A 22,560-nucleotide genomic window follows, 5' to 3' on the forward strand; every position below is an offset into this window, starting at 1 on the left:
TGTAGGAGCGGGCTTGCCCGCGATAGCGGTGGGGCAGGCAACATTGATGCAGGCAGTGCCGCCGTCATCGCAGCCTCGCTGGGGTGGGGCTCGACAGCTCCCAAACGTGATTTACGCGGCCTTTAACGTTGCGGGCGCTTTTCTGCCACAATTGCCGGCCGTGCATAAATAGACGACCTGCAAAGTACCTGATGACTGACCAAGCGCCCGCTATCGACCAACTCCTGAAGAACCTCGATCACGCCATGCTCGCCGACCGCCACCGCTTGCGCCGGCAGTTGCTTGAGCTGCGCAAGAAGCCCGATGAGGAGAAGCTGGCGCAGTGGGTGGCACGCATGCAGGCGTCCTGTGCCCAGGTCACGGCGCGCGCGGCCAGCGTGCCGCAGGTTCGTTACGACGACAGCCTGCCCATCGCCGCCAAGCGCGATGAAATCAAGGCGGCGCTGCAAAAACACCAAGTGTTGATCATCGCGGGCGAGACCGGCTCGGGTAAAACCACGCAGCTGCCGAAAATCTGCCTGGAAATCGGTCGCGGCCAGTACGGCTTGATCGGCCATACCCAGCCTCGGCGTATTGCGGCGCGCAGTGTGGCGAGTCGGGTTGCCGAAGAACTGGCGACGCCTTTGGGCGCGCTGGTCGGCTATCAGGTGCGGTTCGAGGACCAGAGCGACTCCAACACCCTGATCAAGCTGATGACCGACGGCATCCTGCTGGCCGAGACCCAGAACGACCGCTACCTCGAGCGCTACGACACGATCATCGTCGACGAAGCCCATGAGCGCAGCCTGAACATCGACTTCCTGCTCGGCTATCTGAAGACCCTGCTGCCACGTCGCCCGGACCTCAAAGTCATCATCACGTCGGCCACCATCGACCTGGAGCGCTTCTCCAAGCACTTCGACGATGCGCCGATTGTCGAGGTCTCGGGGCGTACGTTCCCGGTGGAAACCTGGTACCGCCCACTGACCCTGGAGCAGGACGAAGAGGGCAACCGCGTCGAAGACGACTTGACCGTGGACCAGGCGATCCTCGCCACCCTCGATGAAATTGCCGCCTTTGAACGCAGCGAGCGCAAGAGCCCGGGCGATGTGCTGGTGTTCCTGCCCGGTGAGCGCGAGATTCGCGATGCCGCCGACATGCTGCGCAAGGCCCAGCTCAAGCACACGGAAATCCTGCCGTTGTACGCGCGCCTGTCGCCGGCCGAACAGCAGCGCATTTTTCAGTCCCATCCGGGGCGGCGCGTGGTGCTGGCGACCAACGTCGCGGAAACCTCGCTGACCGTGCCGGGCATCCGCTACGTGATCGACAGCGGCACCGCCCGCATCAGCCGCTACAGCTACCGCGCCAAGGTCCAGCGCCTGCCGATCGAGGCGGTTTCCCAGGCCAGCGCCAACCAGCGTAAGGGGCGTTGCGGCCGGGTTGAACCGGGCATTTGCGTGCGCCTGTACAGCGAAGAAGATTTTATCGGGCGCCCGGAATTTACCGATCCGGAAATCCTGCGCACCAACCTGGCGGCAGTGATCCTGCAGATGCTGCACCTGCGCCTGGGCGAAATCACCGACTTCCCGTTTATCGAGCCACCGGATGGCAAGGCCATCAGCGATGGCTTCAACCTGCTGCAGGAACTCTCGGCGGTGGACCGCAACAGCCAACTGACGCCCCTGGGCCGGCAACTGGCGCGCCTGCCGGTGGACCCGCGCATGGGCCGCATGTTGCTGGAAGCGGCCAAGCTCGGCAGTTTGCAGGAAGTGCTGATCGTCGCCAGTGCCATGTCGATCCAGGACCCGCGCGAGCGCCCGCCGGAGCGCCAGCAAGCGGCCGACCAGGCCCACGCGCAATGGAAGGATCCCGATTCGGACTTCGCCGGTCTGGTCAACCTGTGGCGCGGCTTTGAAGAGCAGCGCCAGGAATTGACCGCCAGCCCGTTGCGCAACTGGTGTCGCAAGAATTTCCTCAACTACCTGCGCCTGCGCGAGTGGCGCGATTCCCACCGCCAGTTGAGCCTGATCTGCCGTGACATGCAGTTGACGGTCAACAAGGAGCCGGCGGATTTCCCGAAACTGCACAAGGCGGTGTTGTCCGGCCTGCTGAGCCAGATCGGCCAGAAGACCGAAGAGGGCGACTATCTGGGTGCCCGTCAGCGGCGCTTCTGGATTCACCCGTCGTCGGGGATCGGCAAGAAGCGCCCGCAATGGTTGATGACCGCCGAGCTGGTGGAAACCACCAAGCTGTATGCGCGCATGGTGGCCAAGATCGATGCCGATTGGATCGAGCCCCTGGCCGGGCACTTGATCAAGAAAAACCACTTCGAGCCCCATTGGGAGAAGAAGCGCGGCCAGGTCGTGGCCTTCGAGCAGATCACCCTGTTCGGCCTGATTGTGGTGGGACGCCGGCCGGTGCATTACGGGCCGGTGGACCCGGTGGTGTCGCGCGAGCTGTTTATCCGTGAAGGCCTGGTGCGTGGCGAGATCCAGTCCCGGGCCAAGTGCCTGGCCGCCAACCAGCAGTTGCTGGAGCAATTGGATGAACTGGAAGCCAAGGCCCGGCGCCGCGATATCCTGGCCGACGAAGAAACCCTGTACGCCTTCTACGATGCGCGCCTGCCGGCGGAGATCCACCAGACGGCGACCTTCGACAGTTGGTACAAGATCACCAGCCAGAAAGACCCGCAACTGCTGATCATGCGCGAAGAAGACGTGCTGGCGCGCGAGGCCAGTGAAGTCACCGCTGCCCATTATCCGGACACGCTGCACCTGGGTGACCTGGCCCTGGCCTTGAGTTATCACTTTGAACCCAATCACCCGCGCGACGGCGTGACCGTGCGCGTGCCCGCCCCATTGTTGCCGGCCTTGCCTGCCGAGCGCCTGGAGTGGCTGGTGCCCGGGCTGATCGAGGCCAAGTGCATTGCCCTGGTGCGCAACCTGCCCAAGGCCCTGCGCAAGAACTTCGTGCCGGTGCCGGACTTCGTCAAGGCTGCGCTGCAACGTATCGAATTTGCCCAGGGCTCGCTGCCTCAGGCGCTGGGGCGCGAGCTGCTGCGCATGACGGGGGCGCGGGTCAGCGATGAAGCCTGGAGCGAAGCCGCGCAGCAGGTGGAAAACCATCTGAAAATGAACCTGGAAGTGGTGGACGCCCAGGGCAAGTTCCTCGGCGAGGGCCGCGACCTGGCCGCGCTGACAGCACGTTTTGTCGAAGCCAGCCAGGCCGCCCTGGCGGTGCCGCAGACTGCCAAAAGCCAGTTGCCGGTGGAGGCCAAGGTCTTCGCCGCCGTGGCCGAGACCACCCAGCAAAAGATTGCCGGGCTGTCGATGACGGTGTATCCGGCGTTGGTGGAGGAAAACGGGACGGTCAAGGAAGGGCGCTTCTCCACTGCTGCCGAAGCCGAGTTCCAGCATCGCCGTGCCTTACAGCGTCTGTTGATGCAGCAACTGGCCGAGCCGGCAAAATTCCTGCGCGGCAAGTTGCCCGGTCTTACCGAGCTGGGGCTGATGTACCGCGAGCTGGGACGTATCGATGCCCTGGTGGAAGACATTCTGCTGGCCAGCCTCGACAGCTGCGTGCTGGAAGGCGAGGCCAGCCTGCCGAGGGATGGCGCTGGTTTGGCGGCCCTGGCCGAGCGCAAACGCGGCAGTTGGACCGAACATGCCGAACGCCTGGCGCGCCTGACCCTGGAAGTATTGAAGCTGTGGCACGGCCTGCAAAAGCGCTTCAAGGGCAAGATCGACCTGGCCCAGGCCGTGGCACTCAACGATATCAAGCAACAACTGAGCAACCTGGTGTACCCAGGCTTTGTGCGCGAAACCCCGGCGCAGTGGTTCAAGGAACTGCCGCGTTATCTCAAGGCCATCGAACTGCGCCTGGAAAAACTGCCCAGCCAGGTGCAGAAGGATCGGGTCTGGAGCGGCGAGTTGAGCGGCCTGTGGAGCCAGTACCAGACGCGGCTGAACAAGCACACCCAGGAAGGCAAGCGCGATCCGCAGTTGGAGCTTTACCGCTGGTGGCTGGAGGAATACCGGGTGTCGCTGTTTGCCCAGCAGTTGGGCACCAAGGTACCGATTTCCGACAAGCGTTTGAGCAAACAGTGGAGCCAGGTGGAGCCTTGACCTGCAATCCCGGGGGCAGGTGCGCGTGTGACAGGCGCCAAACCCCCCGGTTTATGGCAAACTTCGCCGTTATAAATGCCAGGATCGTCTAGATTGGCTGTATCAGCCTCGACGCGCCGGGACAAAGCGTTTCCCCGTTTGATGTCCGCGCGGCGGACTAGAGCGACTTACGGTTTGGTACGAAGGTACCAATCCCTTCTGCCTGAACAGATTTAGAGGAACGACCGTGCATAACGTCGTCATCAGCGGCACAGGCCTGTACACCCCGGCCAACAGCATCTCCAACGAAGAGCTGGTGCAGTCTTTCAATGCTTACGTTCAACAGTTCAATGCCGACAACGCCGTGGCTATCGAGCAGGGTGACGTTCAGGCGTTGACTGAATCCAGCGCCGCCTTTATCGAAAAGGCTTCGGGTATCAAGAGCCGGTTTGTCATGGACAAGGAAGGCATTCTGGACCCCAAGCGCATGACCCCGCGCCTGCCAGAGCGCTCCAACGACGAGTGGTCGATCCTCTGCCAGATGGCCGTGGGCGCCGCCGAGCAAGCCCTGCAGCGCGCCGGCAAGACTGCGGCCGATATCGACGGGGTGATCGTTGCCTGCTCCAACCTGCAACGCGCCTATCCGGCCATCGCCATCGAAGTCCAGGAAGCCCTGGGCATCCAGGGGTTCGGTTTTGACATGAACGTGGCCTGTTCTTCGGCGACCTTCGGCATCCAGAACGCCTGCAACAGCATCCAACTGGGCCAGGCCCGGGCGATCCTGATGGTCAACCCGGAGATCTGCACCGGCCACCTGAACTTCCGTGACCGCGACAGCCACTTCATCTTTGGCGATGCGGCCACCGCGGTGATTCTGGAGCGTGCCGACCTGGCCACTTCCGAGCACCAGTTCGACGTTGTCAGCACCAAGTTGCTGACCAAGTTCTCCAATACCATCCGCAACAACTTCGGCTTTCTCAACCGCGCTGCTGAAGAGGGCATTGGTGCGCCAGATAAACTTTTCGTGCAGGAAGGCCGCAAAGTCTTCCGTGATGTCTGCCCGATGGTTGCCGAGTTGATCGGCCAGCACCTGGTTGAAAACCAGTTGAGCGTGACCGACGTGAAGCGCTTCTGGCTGCACCAGGCCAACCTGAGCATGAACCACCTGATCGTCAAGAAACTGCTGGGCCGTGAAGCCGAGATCGAAGAGGCGCCGGTGATCCTCGATACCTACGCCAACACCAGTTCGGCGGGTTCGGTGATTGCGTTCCACACCTACCAGGACGACCTGCCCAAGGGCGCGCTGGCGGTACTCAGCTCGTTTGGCGCCGGGTATTCGATTGGCAGCGTGATCCTGCGCAAGCGCTGAGTGGCCAAGAGGCCTATCGGTGGAGGCTTGTTGTGGCGAGGGGGCTTGTCCCCCGCTGGGCTGCGCAGCAGCCCCAAAACCACCCCCTCGGTCTGCCTGACACTACTCAGTGGGTTTTATGGGGGCTGCTGCGCAGCCCAGCGGGGGACAAGCCCCCTCGCCACAACGGCTCCCCTCAACACAGTGAGATTCTGAATGGCAGCAGCCGACGACGCGCACTTGCTTGAGCGCCTGCTCAAGGGCGAGCAGCAGGCCTATAAGGAGTTAGTCACCCAGTACCAGAGCGCCATGCGTGCGGTGGCCTACGCCATCGTTGGCCAGCGCCACGCTGACGAAGTGGTCCAGGACGCCTGGCTTTCGGTGGTACGCAGCCTCGCCAAGTTCGAAGGGCGCTCCAGCCTCAAGACCTGGCTGCTGACCATCACCGCCAACTCGGCCAAGGGGCGTTACAAACAGAACCGCCGGGAAGTTTTGCTCGACGACTTGCCGTCGCCCCACGGGACCATTGGTGATGAGCGCTTTGCCGCCGGCGACGAGCATTGGCTGATCGCGCCCTTTGCCTGGCATCAGGACACCCCCGAGGCGCTGCTCACCGAAAACGAGCTGCGTGAATGTCTGGAGCACACGCTGCTCAGTCTGTCCGAGCTGCAAAGCAGCGTGCTGCTGCTGCGCGAACGCCAGGGCCTGGAGTTGGAAGAAATTTGTAATCTTCTGGAAGTCTCGCTCTCCAATGTGCGTGTACTGCTGCATCGGGCGCGGCTTAAAGTCTTCGCCACGGTGGAGCATTTCGAGGAAACCGGCGAATGTTGACCTGCAAAGAACAAGTGGCACGCTCCAGTGATTATCTCGATGGGCAACTGACCTTTCGCGAGCGCCTGCTGATGCGCCATCACCTGATGTTCTGTGCCAATTGCCGGCGCTTCATTCGCCAGATGCGGCTGATGCAAGCCACCTTGCGCATCCTGCCCGAACCCGAGGTGCCGGATGCACAAGGGTTGGCCGAACGCCTGGCCTCGGAACTCAAGCGCAATTCCTGACCGCCTTCTGCTGGACCCAACGCCCGCGACGTCGCCGTCGTGGGCTTTTTTGTGTCGGCGAAAAGCCCTGCGCTGAAAAACATTGCAGGTTCGTAAGTTTTTTTCACCTTTTTTTCACCTGGCATTTCTCGTACTTTTTTTGCTCAAGCCCGCGCCGGCTCTAGCTTTGCGCTTATTTCCAGTGGTTGTAATAAAGTTCCCCTGTAATAAAATATTTATCTTGCAGCAACTTGCCTGAAATATCCCCTCGCCAAGATCCCCTCCCAACACCAGCGGGGCAGAACCCGTGTGTTTTCCAACGCAAAAGACCACCAATTAGGGGAATTCTTCGATGATCCGTAAGCACTTCGCCGGTTTCGCGGCCAGCGCCCTGGCCCTGGCCGTTACCGCCCAGGCTTTCGCTGGTACTGTCACTACTGACGGCGCCGATATCGTTGTCAAAACCAAGGGCGGCCTTGAGGTTGCTACTACCGACCAGAACTTCAGCTTCAAGCTGGGTGGTCGCCTGCAAGCCGATTACGGCTCATTTGACGGCTTCTACACCAAGAACGGTGACTCGGGCGACGCCGCTTACTTCCGTCGCGCCTTCCTGGAGCTGGGTGGCACCGTCTACAAGGATTTCAAATACCAGCTCAACTACGACTTCTCCCACAACTCGGGTAACTCCGACGACGGCTACTTCGACGAAGCGTCCATGTCCTATGTGGGCTTCAAGCCAGTAACCATCCGCGTCGGTCGTTTTGACCCGGATTTTGGCCTGGAAAAAGCCACCAGCTCCAAGTGGATCACCGCCATGGAGCGTAACTCCGCTTACGAGGTTGCGGACTGGGTCAACACCCACGAAAACGGCATGGGCATCCAGGTCAGCGGCACTGCGGCGGACATGTTCTACGGCTCCGCCAGCCTGGCCTCCAAGGACATCAACGACGAAGACGGCAAGGGCGTGAAGCAATTCAACGGCCGTATCGTGTTGGCGCCGATGAACAAAGGCGGCGACGTCCTGCACTTCGGCTTGAACGTGGCGGCACGTGATCTGAACGATGCAGCCTTCGACTCGCGGATTCGTCCTCGTCTCGGCGCTCGTGGCGTAGCGACCACCGGTGGCAACGATGCCGGCTCCAACGGCAACCGCGCTACTTTCGGCGGTGGTCTGGGCCTGAACGCCAGCAACCTGACCGCAGTGGGCGCCTATGACACCGACACCGTGTTCGGTGGTGAGTTTGCCTTCGCAACCGGCCCATTCTCGGTGCAGGCTGAAGCCCTGAGCCGCAAGATGAAAGCTGACAGCAATGCCTACCAGGACGTGAAAACCAGCGGTTTCTACGGCCAACTGGCCTACACCCTGACCGGCGAGTCCCGTGCCTACAAGCTCGACGGCGGCAAGTTCGACGCGATCAAGCCCGAGAACAAGCAATTCGGCGCCTGGGAAGTGTTCTACCGCTACGACAGCATCAAGGTTGACGACAAGAACATCGTCGTCAGCAGCGCTACCCGCGAAACCGGCGACGCCAAGGCCAACGTGAACACCCTGGGTGTGAACTGGTACGCCAACGAGGCGGTCAAGCTGTCGCTGAACTACAGCAAGGTCAGCACCGACAAAATCACCAACGCCAATGGCGATGACAGCGGTGACTCCATCGTCGGTCGTGTGCAGTACGTGTTCTAAGCAACTGTAATACCGCTCCAACGCGCTCTTTCTTCATCCGTTAAAGCGCGATCCTCTTTTTCACCCCGCCATTTGGCGGGGTTTTTTTTTGCTGCCCGCGCAGGCAGTGGGTTCTGTCAGAATGGCCTGAATATCGTGAGTGAGCGTTTACCGTCGGGGAATGGCATGCCGTTGAAACGTTTGAATAGCCTGTCCGAAATATCGCCTGATGAGTGGAACGCGTTGGTCCCCGAGGATCAGCCGTTTCTGCGCCATGCGTTCCTCAGTGCGCTGGAGGACAGTGCCAGCCTTGGTCGGCATTCTGGCTGGCAGCCCGAGCACTTGCTGCACTACGAGGATGAGCGGCTGGTCGCGGCGCTGCCCAGCTACCGCAAATGGCACTCCTATGGCGAATACGTGTTTGACCATGGTTGGGCGGACGCCTGCGCGCGTGCCGGCATCGATTACTACCCCAAGTTGCTGACAGCCGTGCCCTTCAGCCCGGTCAGCGGGCCGCGCCTGCTGGCGGCCAATGGCGCAGACGGCCTGGAGCTGCTGCAGAGCTTGCCTGGCTACCTGGAGATCGAAGGGCTTTCCAGCGCCCATATCAACTTCACCGATGCCATGGCCGATGCGGCACTGGGCCAGCAACCCGGTTGGCTTGCGCGTCTGGGTTGCCAGTTCCACTGGCAGAACCGTGGTTATCGCGATTTCCAGGACTTCCTCGACGCCCTGAGTTCGCGCAAGCGCAAGCAGATGCGCAAGGAGCGCGAGCAAGTGGCGGGGCAGGGGATTGAGTTCGAATGGTTGCAAGGCCATGAGTTGAGCGAGGCCCAGTGGGATTTTGTCTACGCCTGTTACGCCAACACCTATGCCGTGCGCCGCCAGTCGCCGTACCTGACGCGGGCGTTTTTCAGCCTGTTGGCCGAGCGCATGCCGCAGGCCATTCGGGTGGTGCTGGCCAAGCAAGGGGCGCGGCCGGTGGCCATGGCTTTCAGCCTGGTGGGTGGCGATAGCCTGTACGGTCGCTACTGGGGCTGCTTGGGTGAATTCGACCGGCTACATTTCGAAACCTGTTTCTATCAAGGCATGGATTACGCGATCGCCAATGGACTGCAACGTTTCGATGCCGGTGCCCAGGGCGAGCACAAGTTGATCCGGGGGTTTGAGCCGGTGATTACCCGCTCCTGGCATTACTTGCGTCATCCGGGCTTGAAAACCGCCGTGGCAGACTTCCTGGAGCGCGAGCGGGTAGGGATTCTGGCGTATGCCGAAGAGGCGCGGTCGGCGTTGCCGTATCGGCAGGCATAACGCTCAGGGAACTCGACCTGTTCCCCTGTAGGAGCGAGCTTGCTCGCGAAGAACTCAAGTACAGCGCATTCATTCTGGATAAACGCGGCGCCCTCAGGTTTTTCGCCAGCAAGCTCGCTCCTACAGGGTGGATCAGGCGTTTTCTTCCTTGCCCAGCCAACGGTAGGTGATGCCACCGATCACCGCGCCAAGGATCGGCGCCAGCCAGAACAGCCACAACTGCTGGATCGCCCAGCCGCCGACAATCAGCGCGGGGCCGGTGCTGCGGGCCGGGTTGACCGAGGTGTTGGTGACCGGGATGGAGATCAGGTGGATCAGCGTCAGCCCCAGGCCAATGGCGATGGGGGCCAGGCCCGCCGGTGCACGACGGTCAGTGGCGCCGAGGATGATCAGCAGGAACATCGCCGTCATCACCAGTTCGGTGACAAACCCCGCCGCCATCGAGTACCCGCCCGGCGAATGTTCGCCGTAACCATTGGAGGCCAGCCCCGCAGCCAGTTCAAAGCCCGGCTTGCCGCTGGCAATGAAATACAACAGGGCCGCCGCGACGACGCCACCTATGACCTGCGCGACGATATACGCTGGCAACTCCTTGACCGGAAACCGGCCGCCGACCACCAGGCCCACGGTAACTGCCGGGTTGAGGTGACAGCCGCTGATATGGCCAATGGCGAACGCCATGGTCAGCACCGTCAGTCCAAATGCCAGGGATACCCCCAGTAGACCAATTCCGACATCGGGGAACGCTGCGGCCAGAACCGCACTCCCGCAACCACCCAACACCAGCCAAAACGTACCTAACCCTTCTGTAACGGAACGTTTGAACAGAGACATGAACGCGTCCTTCTAAATCAACTGGTCGGTGAGGCTTCCCTGCAGTCTGATGTCAGGGCCCTCCCTGGGCCCTGATTGCAGTACAGCAGGATTGTGATACACGGCCAGCGAGTTAGAAAAAACTGTCAGAATTGTTCGGAATTGATAGCGCCGTTAGTAGTCCAGAATCAGTCGATACCGACGAATCCGCCGGTCTGGTGTTGCCACAATCGCGAGTACAGGCCGCCCTGTGCCAGTAGTTGGGCGTGGCTGCCGCTCTCGGCGATCTGGCCTTTTTCCAGGACGACCAACCTGTCCATTCGAGCAATCGTGGACAGGCGGTGAGCGATGGCAATCACCGTCTTGCCTTGCATCAGGGTTTCCAGGCTTTCCTGGATGGCCGCTTCCACTTCCGAGTCCAGGGCCGACGTGGCTTCGTCCATGATCAGGATCGGCGCGTCCTTGAGCAGGACCCGGGCGATGGCGATGCGTTGGCGTTGCCCGCCGGAGAGTTTCACCCCGCGCTCACCCACATGGGCGTCCAGGCCGACACGGCCCTCGGCGTCTGAGAGCAGCGGGATAAATTCATCGGCACGCGCCTTGCGGATGGCCTCCCAAAGTTCCTGGTCGGTGGCGTCGGGTTTGCCATACAGCAGGTTGTCGCGGATCGAACGGTGCAGCAGCGAGGTGTCCTGGGTAATCATGCCGATGCGTTCGCGCAGGCTTTCCTGGGCCACGTCGGCGATGTTCTGGTCGTCGATCAGGATGCGTCCGCCCTGCAGGTCGTAGAGGCGCAGCAGCAGGTTGACCAGGGTCGACTTGCCGGCACCGGAAGGACCGATCAGACCAATCTTTTCCCCAGGTTTGATCACCAGGTTCAGGCCCCCGATGATGCCGCTGCTCTTGCCGTAGTGGAAATCCACTTGCTCGAAGCGCACTTCGCCGTGGGGCACGCGCAGGCGCGGGGCGTTCTCGCGGTCGATCACCGCCAGTGGCTGGGCGATGGTTTTCAGGCCGTCCTGGACCATGCCGATGTTCTCGAAAATGCCGTTGACCACCCACATGATCCAACCCGACATATTGACGATGCGGATCACCAGGCCGGTGGCCAGGGCAATGGCGCCCACCGAGATCAGCGACTGGGTCCACAGCCACAGGGCCAGGCCGGTGGTGGTGACGATCAGCAGGCCGTTCATGGTGGTGATCACCACGTCCATGCTGGTCACCACGCGGCTGGCCAGCTGGGTTTTTTCGGTCTGCTCGATGATTGCTTCCTTGGCGTACTCCTGCTCGGACTGCGTGTGGGCGAACAGCTTCAAGGTGGTGATGTTGGTGTAGCCATCGACGATGCGCCCCATCAATTTGGAGCGCGCCTCGGAGGAGATCACCGAGCGTTCCTTGACCCGTGGCACGAAGTAGCGCAGCGCCAGGCTGTAGGCGATGATCCAGGTGACCAGCGGGATCATCAGGCGCCAGTCGGCCTCGGCAAACAGCACCAGGGAACTGATGGCGTAGATCGCCACGTGCCAGATGGCATCGACAGCGGCGACGGCTGAGTCGCGCAGCGAGTTGCCGGTCTGCATGATGCGCTGGGCAATGCGCCCGGCAAAATCGTTCTGGAAAAAGTTCAGGCTCTGCTTGAGCACATAGCTGTGGTTCTGCCAGCGGATCAGGCTGGTCATGCCGGGGCTGATGGTCTGGTGTACCAGCAGGTCGTGCAGGGCGCCGAAGATCGGGCGTAGCAGCAGGGCGACCACGGCCATCCAGATCAACTCGGTGGCGTGGACCTGGAAGAAATTGGCCGGCGGTGTGCCCTGGGCCAGGTCGATGATGCGGCTCAGGTAGCTGAACAGCGCCACTTCGATCAGCGCGCCAATCAGGCCGACCACCAATAGCGCGGCAAAGCACGGCCACACCTGGCGCAGGTAATAGAGGTAGAAGGGCAGGACTTTATCGGGAGGTGCCGCGCTGGGAGCGTCGCGGAAGATATCGATCAGTTGTTCAAAGCGACGATAGAGCATTAGGTCTGACGCCCGCCGGGCGGGCTCTCCTTTTCAAATACACGCGCCGCCTTGTGGGCGGCGCGCGAAACGCCCTGTGGACCTTAGTCGATACGCTTGGCCGACTTGATCAGGACAGGATCGATAGGCACGTTTTGCATGCCTTGCTTGGTGGTGGTCTGCGAGTTGACGATGATATCGACTACGTCCATACCCTTGACCACTTTGGCAAATACCGCGTAGCCAGCATCACGGCCCGGGTCGAGGAAGGCGTTGTCGGCTACGTTGATGAAGAACTGGCTGGTGGCCGAATCCGGGTTGCTGGTACGCGCCATGGACAAGGTGCCACGCACGTTATGCAGGCCGTTGCTGGCTTCGTTCTTGATCGGCGTTTCAGTTGGCTTTTGCGACATTTGCTGGGTGAACCCGCCGCCTTGCACCATAAACCCCGGGATCACCCGATGAAAAATGGTGTTGGTGTAGAAGCCTTTGTCGACATAGGACAGGAAGTTCTTGGTACTGATGGGCGCCTTGACCGGGTCCAACTCGATTTCGATCTCGCCATTGGTGGTGGTGATCAATACGTGTGGTGCCTTGGCCGGCGTGGCCGCCATCAGGTTGGCAGCAAACAGAACAGAACCGGCAAAAACGGCGATTTTTTTCAGCATGGGTCAGTGATCCTGGGAAGTGCTTTCGACTGTCTTCAGAAAATCGAGCAGGGTTGTATTGAAGGTTTCGGGTTGGTCCAGCGGTGTGGCGTGGCGCGAATCCTCGATCACCACCAACCGCGCATCGGGCAGCAGTTTTACATAGATTTGTTTCTGCGCCACCGGGGTGTAGTCATGGTCGGCGCTGATGACCAGGGTTGGACAGGTGATTTTCGAAAGTCGTTCCTGCACGCCCCAGCCCACAATCGCGTCGAAGCTCTCGAGGTAAGCACGTTTGTCGTTTCTTGCCCAGCGCTCGGCCATCTTGCGCCGCAGGTCGGCCTGTTCGGGTTTGGGAAACAGCCTGTCACCGAGGGCCTTGCCGATGGTCTTCAAGCTCAGCACACGTGCCAGGGTCCAGCGCTTGGCCCATTGCCAATAGTCATCGGCGCTGCGCACCTTGACCTCGGGTGCGCTGTTGACGATACACAGGCTCTTGAGCAACTGCGGTTGGTCGACCGCCAGTTGAAAGGCGATCATCGCGCCCATCGACAGGCCCACCACATGGGCGGCGGGCAGTTGCAGGTGTTCGATCAAGGCCACCAGGTCGGCGGTAAAACCAGCGATGCTGTAGCGCTCCCGAGGCTTGTCGGAGCGGCCGTGACCGCGCACGTCCAGCACCACCAGGCGGTAATGCCGGGACAATACCGGTATTTGCAGTTCCCAATCCTGGCAACTGGAGCCCAGGCCGTGGATCAGGATCAGCGGCTCGCCGTGGCCATATTCCTCGTAATGCAGGGTGCAACCTTCATGTTCGAAATAGGCCATGGGTGAACTCCGTTTCAGGCTTGCCGGGGGGCGGCAAAGGGGGCGTCCAGCGGTGCGGTGTCGAAGGTGCGCAGCAGTTCGACGAGAATCTGCGTCGCGGGCCCCAGGGGCTTGTCCTTGTTGGAGTACAGGTAGAACGTCGGGTGGCGGCTGCCGCCTTGCTCCAGGGGCAGTTGCTTGAGCACGCCTTCTTTAAGCTCGCGCTCGATCAGGTGCCGGGGCAGCCAGGCAAACCCCAGGCCGCTGCCGACGAAGGTGGCGGCGGTGGCCAGGCTGCCCACGGTCCAGCGCTGTTCGGCGCCGAGCCAGCCGACGTCCCGTGGTTGCTGGCGGCCGGAGTCGCGGATCACCACTTGCATCTGGCTTTCCAGGTCCTGGAAGCTCAACTCGCGGTTAAGCCGGTGCAGGGGGTGTTCGGGGTGGGCCACGGCGACAAATTCCACATCGCTCATTTCCGTGCCCAGGTAGCCAGGGATGCTGAAGCCGCTGATCGCCAGGTCGGCGACGCCTTCAATCAGCAGTTCCTCGACACCCGACAGCACTTCTTCACGCAGGCGCACGCGGCAGCCACGGCTTTGCGGCATAAAGGCGGTGAGGGCGCGCACCAGGCGGGCGTTGGGGTAGGCGGCATCGACCACCAGGCGTACTTCGGCTTCCCAACCTTGCTCCATATGATGGGCCAGGTCTTCGAGCTGGCTGGCGTTTTTCACCAGTTGCCGGGAGCGGCGCAGCAGCACTTCGCCGGCCTCGGTGAGCACGGCCTTGCGCCCGTCGATGCGCAGCAGGGGCACGCCCAACTGGTCTTGCATGCGGGCGACGGTGTAGCTCACCGAGGATTGCGAGCGGTGCAGTACTTCGGCCGCCTGGGCGAAGCCACCATGGTCGACCACGGCTTGCAACGTGCGCCATTGATCAAGGGTCACGCGGGGCGCTTTCAAGATGAGCTCCTCTTGTCCTAAGCTGGCGGTCCTTATTGGAGACTGCCGAATGAGAAAATTCTGTTGTGTAGTGCTGGCACTGTTGCCGCTGAGCGCGTTTGCCTATCCGATCGACGTGTCAAAATCGATCAAGGGGGTGAGCATCGATTACATGGCGTCCGATGTGGACAGTGAGATCAGCTCCATCCAACTCAGTAACTTCGGCAGCAACGACGCTGCGTGCAGGGTCGCATTTACCAATGGTCCGGAGCCTGCGCGGGTACGCAATGTCACGGTTCCTGCCGGCAAAAGCACCAACACCACGGTCAAGTTCAGCCGCGCGATTATCAAGATGCGCATCAAACTGACCTGCGAGCCAAAATAAAGGCACAAGCGGGGCGCGGCCAGCGCTATGCTCCGCTTATAAACAACTTTATAGATGGGTTATAGCAGTTTTTTACGCTTTTTTATCGAACGGGCTCTGTTTAACCTTCACTCCATCGACTTACAGCAATTACCGATGGAGCCTACAAAGCCATGTCCAATGTTCTGATCATCGAAAGCAGCGCCCGCCAGCAGGATTCCATCTCCCGCCAGTTGACCCAACAGTTCATCAGCCAATGGCAGGCGGCCCACCCGGCCGATCAGATCACCGTGCGTGACCTGGCCATCAACCCGGTGCCGCACCTGGACGCCAACCTGTTGGGCGGCTGGATGAAGCCTGCCGAGCAGCGCAACGCAGATGAGCAGGCTTCCCTGGACCGTTCCAACCAACTGACCGACGAACTGCTGGCCGCCGATGTGCTGGTAATGGCCGCGCCGATGTACAACTTTGCCATCCCCAGCACCCTCAAGGCCTGGCTTGACCATGTGTTGCGGGCTGGGGTGACGTTCAAGTACACCGCCACCGGGCCACAGGGCCTGTTGACCGGCAAGCGCGCTGTCGTGTTGACCGCCCGTGGCGGTATCCATACCGGCGCGAGCAGCGATCACCAGGAACCGTACCTGCGCCAGGTCATGGGCTTTATCGGTATCCATGACGTCACCTTCATTCATGCCGAAGGGGTGAACCTGGGTGGCGACTTCCAGGAAAAGGGCGTCAACCACGCCAAGGCCCTGCTGGCACAGGTTGCCTGAAGCGTTAATCGCCAGATAATCGCGTGGTGTTTTTATAACCCCACGCAACCCTTCAAGTTCGCGTATCGAACCTCCCTTTGCACTTGTTGCTCCTGAGTGCTCCTGCCCGACTGCCGCTTTAGCGAGGTCGGGTTTTTTTTGCCCCGAGTTTCGCCCCGCCGTGAAAAACGCTAATGTCGCGCCCATTCAAATACGAGGCGCACATGGGCTATTTACTGATTGTCACGCTGATCCAGGCGTTTTCCTTCAGCTTGATCGGCGAATACCTGGCCGGTCATGTCGACAGCTATTTCGCCGTGCTGGTACGCGTGCTGCTGGCCGGGCTGGTGTTTATCCCGCTGACCCGCTGGCGTTCGGTGGAGCCTGCGTTCATGCGCGGCATGCTGCTGATCGGCGCGTTGCAGTTTGGTGTGACATATGTGTGCTTGTACTTGAGCTTTCGCGTGCTGACGGTGCCCGAGGTGTTGTTGTTCACCATCCTCACGCCGTTGCATGTGACGTTGATCGAAGACGCACTGAACCGGCGCTTCAACCCGTGGGCGTTGATTGCTGCGCTGGTGGCGGTGGCGGGCGCGGCGGTGATCCGCTTTGACCAGATCAGCCCGGACTTCTTCATGGGCTTCCTGTTGTTGCAACTGGCCAACTTCACCTACGCCGCCGGGCAGGTGCTGTACCGGCGCCTGGTGGCGCGCCATCCAAGCGACTTGCCGCACTACCGGCGCTTTGGCTATTTCTACCTGGGAGCATTGGCCGTGGTGTTGCCGGCGTTCCTGTTGTTCGGCAAAGCCAACTTCCTGCCCGAAGCGCCATTGCAGTGGGGGGTATTGGTGTTTCTGGGGCTGGTCAGCACCGCGTTGGGCTTGTACTGGTGGAACAAGGGCGCCTGCCTGGTCAACGGCGGCACCCTGGCCGTGATGAACAACCTGCATGTGCCGGTGGGGTTGCTGCTGAACCTGCTGATCTGGAATCAGCATGAACCGTTGGGGCGGTTGTTCCTGGGCGGGGCGGTGATCGTGGCGGCGGTGTGGATCAGCCGGTTGGGTGTGCGCCCGGCTTTAGGGCTTGCCAACCGGTGATGAGTGTTGTGGGAGCGGGCTTGCTCGCGAATGCGGTGGGTCAGAGCCAGATATGCTGACTGACATGCCGCATTCGCGAGCAACCCCCCCCCACAAGGGTTCAGCTTATAGCGCAGCTTTTTCTGGGGCTGGCAAATGGCTGGCACCCAGCACCGCCGGCAACACCCCGGCCCGCAGGTCATTGCCACTTGGCTGCTGGTACAGGCTCAAGCCAAACTCCGGCAGCACTGCCAACAGGTAGTCAAAAATATCTCCCTGGATGCGCTCGTAATCCGCCCACGCGGTGGTGCGGGTAAAGCAGTAGATTTCCAGGGGCACGCCCTGGGAGGTGGTCTGCATCTGGCGCACCATGCAGGTCATGTTCGGCTGGATATCGGGATGGCTCTTGAGGTACGCCAGGGCGTAGGCACGGAACGTCCCCAGGTTGGTCATCCGCCGGCGGTTGGCCGAGAGTTGCGCGCTGTGGCCCTGGGCTTCGTTCCAGGCTTTGAGTTCCGCCTGCTTGCGGCTGATGTAGTCGGTCAGCAGGTGGACCTGGGTCATGCGCACTTCTTCATCGTCACGCAGGAAACGCACGCCGGCCGCGTCGATAAACAGGCTGCGTTTGATCCGCCGCCCGCCCGAGGCCTGCATGCCGCGCCAGTTCTTGAACGATTCGGACATCAGGCGCCAGGTGGGGATCGAGACGATGGTCTTGTCGAAGTTCTGCACCTTGACCGTATGCAAGGTGATATCCACCACATCGCCATCGGCGCCGACCTGGGGCATTTCGATCCAGTCGCCGACCCGCAGCATGTCGTTGCTGGTCAATTGCACGCTGGCGACAAACGACAGCAGCGTGTCCTTGTACACCAACAGGATCACCGCCGACATCGCACCCAGGCCGGACAACAGCAACAGCGGCGAGCGGTCGATCAGCGTGGCGACGATGATGATCGCGCCAAACACGAACAACACCATTTTTGCCAATTGCACATAGCCCTTGATCGAGCGCGTGCGGGCGTGTTCGGTGCGGGCGTAGATATCCAGCAGGGCATTGAGCAGGGCGCTCATGGCCAGGACCTGGAACAGGATGGTGAACGCCAGCGCCACGTTGCCGATGAACAACGCGGCGTTTTTGCTCAGTTCCGGCACCAGGTGCAGGCCGAACTGGATCACCAGGGACGGCGTCATCTGTGCCAGGCGATGGAAGACTTTGTTGTGCCGCAGGTCATTGAGCCAGTGCAGCGCCGGCTGGCGCCCGAGCAGTTTGACGGTGTGCAGGATGAGGTAGCGAGCCACCCGTCCGACAATCAGGGCCACGACCAGCAGCACCAGCAAGGCGATGCTTGAATGCAGCAGCGGATGTTGGTCCAGGGCACCCCAGAGGTCTTGGACGTTGAGCCAGAGCTGTTTGATATCCATGGTTTAAAGCGATTCTTCTGTAAGACATGACGGGGCGATTAGAGCATTTAAGTGCTGCAAAGTTGTGCAGGCAGACAAATCACCTGACAAAAAACCATCTGATTGGCCCACTTCGCGTAAAGAAACTCGGCCTGAGCGCCCGAAACCGTTACCCTATGCAGCTGATTTTTTGTATTTCTTCGAGGTAGCACCCGTGTTTTCCCAATTCGCCCTGCACGAACGCCTGCTCAAAGCCGTGGCCGAGCTTAAATTTGTCGAGCCTACGCCTGTGCAAGCAGCGGCCATCCCGCTCGCGCTCCAAGGGCGTGACCTGCGGGTGACGGCTCAAACCGGGAGTGGCAAGACCGCCGCTTTCGTCCTGCCGATCCTCAATCGTCTGATCGGCCCGGCCAAGATCCGCGTCAGCATCAAGACCCTGATCCTGTTGCCTACCCGTGAACTGGCCCAGCAGACCTTGAAGGAAGTGGAGCGCTTTTCGCAGTTCACCTTCATCAAGTCCGGCCTGATCACCGGCGGTGAAGACTTCAAGGTGCAGGCCGCCATGCTGCGCAAGGTCCCGGATATCCTGATCGGCACCCCTGGGCGGATGATCGAGCAACTGAACGCCGGCAACCTGGACCTCAAGGAAGTCGAAGTACTGGTGCTCGACGAAGCCGACCGCATGCTCGACATGGGTTTTGCCGACGACGTGCAGCGCCTGGTCGAAGAGTGCGTCAACCGCCAGCAGACCATGCTGTTCTCCGCCACCACTGGCGGTTCGACCCTGCGCGAGATGGTCGCCAAGGTCCTGAACAACCCTGAGCACCTGCAGGTCAACAACGTCAGCGATCTGAACTCGACCACCCGTCAGCAGATCATCACTGCTGACCACAATGTGCACAAAGAGCAGATCCTCAACTGGCTGTTGGCCAACGAGACGTATCAGAAGGCCATTGTGTTCACCAACACCCGGGCCATGGCCGACCGCATCTACGGGCGCCTGGTGGCTCAGGAGTACAAGGCGTTTGTCTTGCACGGTGAGAAGGACCAGAAGGACCGCAAGCTGGCCATCGACCGCCTCAAGCAGGGCGGCGTGAAGATCCTGGTAGCCACCGACGTCGCCGCGCGCGGCCTGGACGTCGAAGGCCTGGACATGGTGATCAACTTCGATATGCCGCGCAGCGGCGACGAGTACGTGCACCGTATCGGCCGTACCGGGCGTGCCGGCAACGATGGCCTGGCCATTTCGCTGATCTGCCATGGCGACTGGAACCTGATGTCGAGCATCGAGCGCTACCTCAAGCAGTCGTTTGAGCGGCGCACCATCAAGGAAGTCAAAGGCACCTACACCGGGCCGAAGAAGGTCAAGGCCTCGGGCAAGGCCGTGGGCGTGAAGAAGAAAAAGGTCGACGCCAAGGGCGACAAGAAGAAAGCCGGCGCCAAGTCGCCGACCAAGCGCAAGATCGCCAACCGGCCGAAGACCGACAACCTGTCGTTGGTCAGCAAGGACGGCATGGCACCGCTCAAGCGCCGCAAGCCAGAAGCACCGGCTGCCGAATAATACGGCGGCGCACAAAAAAAACCGGACAATGTCCGGTTTTTTTATGCCTTCAGTTTTTTGCCTTGGCCGCCGCTTCCTTCAATTCCTTGAGCCGCGCCTCGATCAACTGGCACTTGTCGGGGAACTTCGCGCTTTCGGTATCCAGGTCCATTTGCTGCAGTTCATCGTTGATTTCCTTGGCCTTGGTCGGGTTCTGCTGGGTCAGGGTGCTGACTTCCTTGGCCAGTTGCTCACGTTTTTCCGTGGCCTCTTCCGGGGTACAGGCCCAGGCGGGCAGGGCGCTCAACAGGGTGGCGGCGACGGCCAGTTGCATCAGGGTTTTCATGGGTGGACCTCCTTGGCGGTGATACTCGGTTGAGGGCTACGGCCCGCGAAAAGTTCAGTGCAATCACGCTCGTCCATCCGGCTGAACGGCGCCCGCACACGCCGGTCACAACCTTTGAAGGCCGCCAGTCGGTGTGCCTGCAGGAGGGATTCAGGATGAGTACTTACAATTGGGATCTGATCGAGCGTCTGTTACATGAAGTGCAAAATGGCGAGGGCAGCTTTGCCCCGCGCAAGTATGCCGAGCAGGAAGCCGCCGAGAAGGCCACGGCCGGCGACTTCAACGGCGACCTCGATGCGCTGAAAAAGACCGCTGCCGACTATGAGGCGCTGTTGTTCAAGCGCGGCTTTATCGAGTCCCGTCCAGAGGATCAGGGCGGCAATGGCGAGAACTTCATTTTGACGCCGCTGGGGGCCCGCCTGCTGGCGCTGATCGACAGTTCCATCCCGGGTAACGATCACCCGCGCCAGGTTTTGGACGAGCAGGCCGATGCGCTGGATCCGGCGACGTTCGAGGTCGTGGCCTCCAAGGCGCAAATCGCCTGAGCCGGCTGAAACTGTCAAATCGGTAATCTGGCGCTAAGCCAACTGACAGGCGCCGATTCCTATTCTTGGGTCATTCAATTGACGGGAATGGAATCGGCATGCACTCCAACACTTCTCGACGAACCTTCGTCAAAGGCTTGGCTGCGGCCGGCCTGCTGGGCGGCGCAGGCCTGTGGCGGCCACCGGTCTGGGCCCTGGCCAGTCCCGGACAACCGGGCGTGCTGGCAGGCAGAGATTTTGAACTGTCCATTGGCCAGACCCCGGTCAACCTCACCGGCAACGTGCGCACCGCCTTGACCATCAACGGCAGTTTGCCGGGGCCGCTGCTGCGCTGGCGCGAAGGCGATACCGTGACCTTGCGTGTGCGTAACCGCCTGGCAGAGCCGACGTCGATCCACTGGCACGGGATTATCCTGCCGGCCAATATGGACGGCGTGCCGGGCCTGAGTTTCAAGGGGATCGAGCCGGGCGGGGTGTATGTCTATCAGTTCAAGGTCAACCAGCACGGCACCTACTGGTACCACAGCCACTCCGGGCTCCAGGAGCAACAAGGGGTCTATGGCCCGCTGGTGATCGATCCGCGGGAGCCGGAACCCTTCACTTACCAGCGCGACTATGTGGTGATGCTGACGGACTGGACCGACGAAGATCCCGTCAGCCTGATGAAGACCCTGAAAAAACAGTCCGATTACTACAACTTCAATAAACCCACCGTGGGCGACTTCATCAAGGATGTGGCCGACAAGGGCTGGTCGGCCACTGCTGCCGACCGTCTGATGTGGGCGCAAATGAAGATGAATCCCACGGACTTGGCGGACGTCAGCGGCGCGACCTACACCTTCTTGATGAACGGCCAACCACCTGCGCAAAACTGGACCGGGCTGTTCCGTGCCGGAGAGAAGATCCGCCTGCGCTTGATCAACGGCTCGGCCATGACCTACTTCGATCTGCGTATTCCGGGCCTGAAGATGACGGTTGTGGCAGCCGACGGCCAGCCGGTGAAACCGGTCAGCGTGGACGAGTTGCGCATCGCCGTGGCCGAGACCTACGACGTGCTCGTCGAACCGAGCGAGGCGGCCTACACCCTGTTCGCCCAATCCATGGACCGCACCGGCTACGCACGCGGCACCCTCAGCCGTGAGCCGGGCTTGCTGGCGCCGGTCCCGGCGCTGGACGCTCGCCCCTGGTTGACCATGGACGACATGGGCATGGGCGGTATGGACCACGGTGCAATGGATCACGGGGCCATGGCAGATATGCCGACCATGGATCACAGTCAGATGGCCGGCATGGACGGTGGGGCGATGGAGGGCATGGACCACAGCGCCATGGCGGGGATGGCGATGCCAATGCAAAGCCATCCGGCCAGCGAAACCAACAACCCGTTGGTAGACATGCAGGCGATGAGCACCTCACCCAAGCTCGACGACCCTGGCATCGGCTTGCGCAACAACGGGCGCAAGGTCCTGACCTATGCCGATTTGCGCAGCACCTTTGAAGACCCCGACGGCCGCGAGCCCAGTCGTACCATCGAGTTGCACCTGACCGGGCATATGGAGAAGTTCGCCTGGTCCTTCGACGGGGTGAAGTTCTCCGATGCCGAGCCGATCAGGTTGACCTATGGCGAGCGGGTGCGGGTGGTGCTGGTCAACGACACCATGATGACGCACCCGATTCACCTGCATGGCATGTGGAGTGACCTGGAGGACGAAAACGGCCAGTTCATGGTGCGCAAACACACCATCGACATGCCGCCAGGATCGCGCCGCAGTTACCGGGTGACCGCCGATGCCCTGGGGCGCTGGGCCTATCACTGCCATCTGCTGTACCACATGGAAATGGGCATGTTCCGTGAAGTCCGGGTGCAAGAATGAGGAACCGAGC

The 22,560-nt window shown here is 61.1% G+C and carries 19 protein-coding genes; 12 read left to right on the forward strand and 7 right to left on the reverse strand.

Going from position 1 to position 22,560, the window contains the following annotated elements:
• Positions 1–191: 191 nt before the first annotated feature.
• From hrpA to BHC62_RS11785, 6 genes are all read left to right on the forward strand, one after another.
• Positions 192–4,103: an ATP-dependent RNA helicase HrpA gene (gene hrpA / locus BHC62_RS11760; protein WP_070995113.1), complete on the forward strand. Its 3,912-nt coding sequence runs from the start codon at positions 192–194 to the stop codon at positions 4,101–4,103.
• A gap of 226 nt (positions 4,104–4,329) precedes the next feature.
• Positions 4,330–5,451 carry a beta-ketoacyl-ACP synthase III gene (locus tag BHC62_RS11765; protein ID WP_070995114.1) on the forward strand — a complete coding sequence of 374 codons (1,122 nt, stop codon included), beginning with the start codon at positions 4,330–4,332 and terminating at the stop codon, positions 5,449–5,451.
• Positions 5,452–5,646: 195 nt separating this feature from the next.
• Positions 5,647–6,261, forward strand: a complete 615-nt coding sequence (locus tag BHC62_RS11770) for an RNA polymerase sigma factor (protein ID WP_070995115.1) — start codon at positions 5,647–5,649, stop codon at positions 6,259–6,261.
• A complete protein-coding gene (locus BHC62_RS11775; protein WP_029292359.1) occupies positions 6,255–6,488 on the forward strand; it encodes an anti-sigma factor in 234 nt (77 codons plus the stop codon). Before BHC62_RS11770 ends, BHC62_RS11775 begins: the two co-directional genes overlap by 7 nt.
• A gap of 331 nt (positions 6,489–6,819) precedes the next feature.
• Positions 6,820–8,154 carry an OprO/OprP family phosphate-selective porin gene (locus BHC62_RS11780; RefSeq protein ID WP_029292360.1) on the forward strand — a complete coding sequence of 445 codons (1,335 nt, stop codon included), beginning with the start codon at positions 6,820–6,822 and terminating at the stop codon, positions 8,152–8,154.
• A 165-nt stretch (positions 8,155–8,319) separates the two neighbouring features.
• Positions 8,320–9,444, forward strand: coding sequence for a GNAT family N-acetyltransferase (locus BHC62_RS11785; RefSeq protein WP_070995116.1), 1,125 nt, complete (start codon positions 8,320–8,322; stop codon positions 9,442–9,444).
• Between the two features lie 132 nt (positions 9,445–9,576).
• Here BHC62_RS11785 and aqpZ read toward each other — a convergent pair whose 3' ends face one another.
• The 5 genes from aqpZ to BHC62_RS11810 all read right to left on the reverse strand — a co-directional run bounded on the left by aqpZ (position 9,577) and on the right by BHC62_RS11810 (position 14,670).
• Complete coding sequence (gene aqpZ / locus BHC62_RS11790) at positions 9,577–10,278, reverse strand: aquaporin Z (protein WP_029292362.1); 702 nt, start codon at positions 10,276–10,278, stop codon at positions 9,577–9,579.
• A gap of 167 nt (positions 10,279–10,445) precedes the next feature.
• The gene (locus BHC62_RS11795) at positions 10,446–12,278 is read right to left on the reverse strand and encodes an ABC transporter ATP-binding protein (RefSeq protein WP_029292363.1); all 1,833 of its coding nucleotides are present in this window, start codon (positions 12,276–12,278) and stop codon (positions 10,446–10,448) included.
• Positions 12,279–12,361: 83 nt separating this feature from the next.
• Positions 12,362–12,925, reverse strand: a complete 564-nt coding sequence (locus tag BHC62_RS11800; protein WP_070995117.1) for a peptidylprolyl isomerase — start codon at positions 12,923–12,925, stop codon at positions 12,362–12,364.
• A gap of 3 nt (positions 12,926–12,928) precedes the next feature.
• Positions 12,929–13,732: an alpha/beta fold hydrolase gene (locus BHC62_RS11805; protein WP_070995118.1), complete on the reverse strand. Its 804-nt coding sequence runs from the start codon at positions 13,730–13,732 to the stop codon at positions 12,929–12,931.
• 14 nt (positions 13,733–13,746) lie between these two features.
• Positions 13,747–14,670, reverse strand: coding sequence for a LysR family transcriptional regulator (locus BHC62_RS11810; RefSeq protein WP_029292366.1), 924 nt, complete (start codon positions 14,668–14,670; stop codon positions 13,747–13,749).
• A gap of 49 nt (positions 14,671–14,719) precedes the next feature.
• On the opposite strand from BHC62_RS11810, the gene BHC62_RS11815 reads away from it, so the two are divergent.
• From BHC62_RS11815 to BHC62_RS11825, 3 genes are all read left to right on the forward strand, one after another.
• Complete coding sequence (locus tag BHC62_RS11815; RefSeq protein WP_070995119.1) at positions 14,720–15,034, forward strand: 3-phosphoglycerate kinase; 315 nt, start codon at positions 14,720–14,722, stop codon at positions 15,032–15,034.
• 152 nt (positions 15,035–15,186) lie between these two features.
• Positions 15,187–15,786: an FMN-dependent NADH-azoreductase gene (locus BHC62_RS11820; protein ID WP_029292368.1), complete on the forward strand. Its 600-nt coding sequence runs from the start codon at positions 15,187–15,189 to the stop codon at positions 15,784–15,786.
• A gap of 203 nt (positions 15,787–15,989) precedes the next feature.
• On the forward strand, positions 15,990–16,862 hold the full coding sequence (locus BHC62_RS11825) for a carboxylate/amino acid/amine transporter (RefSeq protein ID WP_029292369.1): 873 nt from the start codon (positions 15,990–15,992) through the stop codon (positions 16,860–16,862).
• Between the two features lie 105 nt (positions 16,863–16,967).
• Here BHC62_RS11825 and BHC62_RS11830 read toward each other — a convergent pair whose 3' ends face one another.
• Positions 16,968–18,266: a mechanosensitive ion channel family protein gene (locus BHC62_RS11830; RefSeq protein WP_029292370.1), complete on the reverse strand. Its 1,299-nt coding sequence runs from the start codon at positions 18,264–18,266 to the stop codon at positions 16,968–16,970.
• Positions 18,267–18,459: 193 nt separating this feature from the next.
• On the opposite strand from BHC62_RS11830, the gene BHC62_RS11835 reads away from it, so the two are divergent.
• Complete coding sequence (locus BHC62_RS11835; RefSeq protein WP_029292371.1) at positions 18,460–19,806, forward strand: DEAD/DEAH box helicase; 1,347 nt, start codon at positions 18,460–18,462, stop codon at positions 19,804–19,806.
• A gap of 49 nt (positions 19,807–19,855) precedes the next feature.
• Here the strand turns inward: BHC62_RS11835 and BHC62_RS11840 are convergent, their stop codons facing one another.
• Entirely contained in the window at positions 19,856–20,131 is a 276-nt protein-coding gene (locus tag BHC62_RS11840; RefSeq protein ID WP_029292372.1) for a hypothetical protein, read from the reverse strand.
• A 155-nt stretch (positions 20,132–20,286) separates the two neighbouring features.
• Here BHC62_RS11840 and BHC62_RS11845 point away from each other — a divergent pair, with 155 nt between their 5' ends.
• Together BHC62_RS11845 and BHC62_RS11850 are read left to right on the forward strand one after the other, a co-directional pair.
• A complete protein-coding gene (locus tag BHC62_RS11845; protein ID WP_029292373.1) occupies positions 20,287–20,676 on the forward strand; it encodes a hypothetical protein in 390 nt (129 codons plus the stop codon).
• A gap of 98 nt (positions 20,677–20,774) precedes the next feature.
• Positions 20,775–22,550, forward strand: coding sequence for a copper resistance system multicopper oxidase (locus BHC62_RS11850; protein WP_070995120.1), 1,776 nt, complete (start codon positions 20,775–20,777; stop codon positions 22,548–22,550).
• Positions 22,551–22,560: the final 10 nt, after the last annotated feature.

The organism is Pseudomonas sp. 06C 126 (assembly GCF_001855215.1).
Classification (GTDB): Bacteria; Pseudomonadota; Gammaproteobacteria; order Pseudomonadales; family Pseudomonadaceae; genus Aquipseudomonas; species Aquipseudomonas proteolytica.

Coding starts and splice junctions, on each gene's coding strand:
- hrpA (WP_070995113.1), top strand. CDS start 192: ATGACTGACCAAGCGCCCGCTATCGACCAACTCCTGAAGAACCTCGAT.
- BHC62_RS11770 (WP_070995115.1), top strand. CDS start 5,647: ATGGCAGCAGCCGACGACGCGCACTTGCTTGAGCGCCTGCTCAAGGGC.
- BHC62_RS11775 (WP_029292359.1), top strand. CDS start 6,255: ATGTTGACCTGCAAAGAACAAGTGGCACGCTCCAGTGATTATCTCGAT.
- BHC62_RS11780 (WP_029292360.1), top strand. CDS start 6,820: ATGATCCGTAAGCACTTCGCCGGTTTCGCGGCCAGCGCCCTGGCCCTG.
- BHC62_RS11785 (WP_070995116.1), top strand. CDS start 8,320: ATGCCGTTGAAACGTTTGAATAGCCTGTCCGAAATATCGCCTGATGAG.
- aqpZ (WP_029292362.1), bottom strand. CDS start 10,278: ATGTCTCTGTTCAAACGTTCCGTTACAGAAGGGTTAGGTACGTTTTGG.
- BHC62_RS11795 (WP_029292363.1), bottom strand. CDS start 12,278: ATGCTCTATCGTCGCTTTGAACAACTGATCGATATCTTCCGCGACGCT.
- BHC62_RS11800 (WP_070995117.1), bottom strand. CDS start 12,925: ATGCTGAAAAAAATCGCCGTTTTTGCCGGTTCTGTTCTGTTTGCTGCC.
- BHC62_RS11805 (WP_070995118.1), bottom strand. CDS start 13,732: ATGGCCTATTTCGAACATGAAGGTTGCACCCTGCATTACGAGGAATAT.
- BHC62_RS11815 (WP_070995119.1), top strand. CDS start 14,720: ATGAGAAAATTCTGTTGTGTAGTGCTGGCACTGTTGCCGCTGAGCGCG.
- BHC62_RS11820 (WP_029292368.1), top strand. CDS start 15,187: ATGTCCAATGTTCTGATCATCGAAAGCAGCGCCCGCCAGCAGGATTCC.
- BHC62_RS11825 (WP_029292369.1), top strand. CDS start 15,990: ATGGGCTATTTACTGATTGTCACGCTGATCCAGGCGTTTTCCTTCAGC.
- BHC62_RS11830 (WP_029292370.1), bottom strand. CDS start 18,266: ATGGATATCAAACAGCTCTGGCTCAACGTCCAAGACCTCTGGGGTGCC.
- BHC62_RS11840 (WP_029292372.1), bottom strand. CDS start 20,131: ATGAAAACCCTGATGCAACTGGCCGTCGCCGCCACCCTGTTGAGCGCC.
- BHC62_RS11845 (WP_029292373.1), top strand. CDS start 20,287: ATGAGTACTTACAATTGGGATCTGATCGAGCGTCTGTTACATGAAGTG.
- BHC62_RS11850 (WP_070995120.1), top strand. CDS start 20,775: ATGCACTCCAACACTTCTCGACGAACCTTCGTCAAAGGCTTGGCTGCG.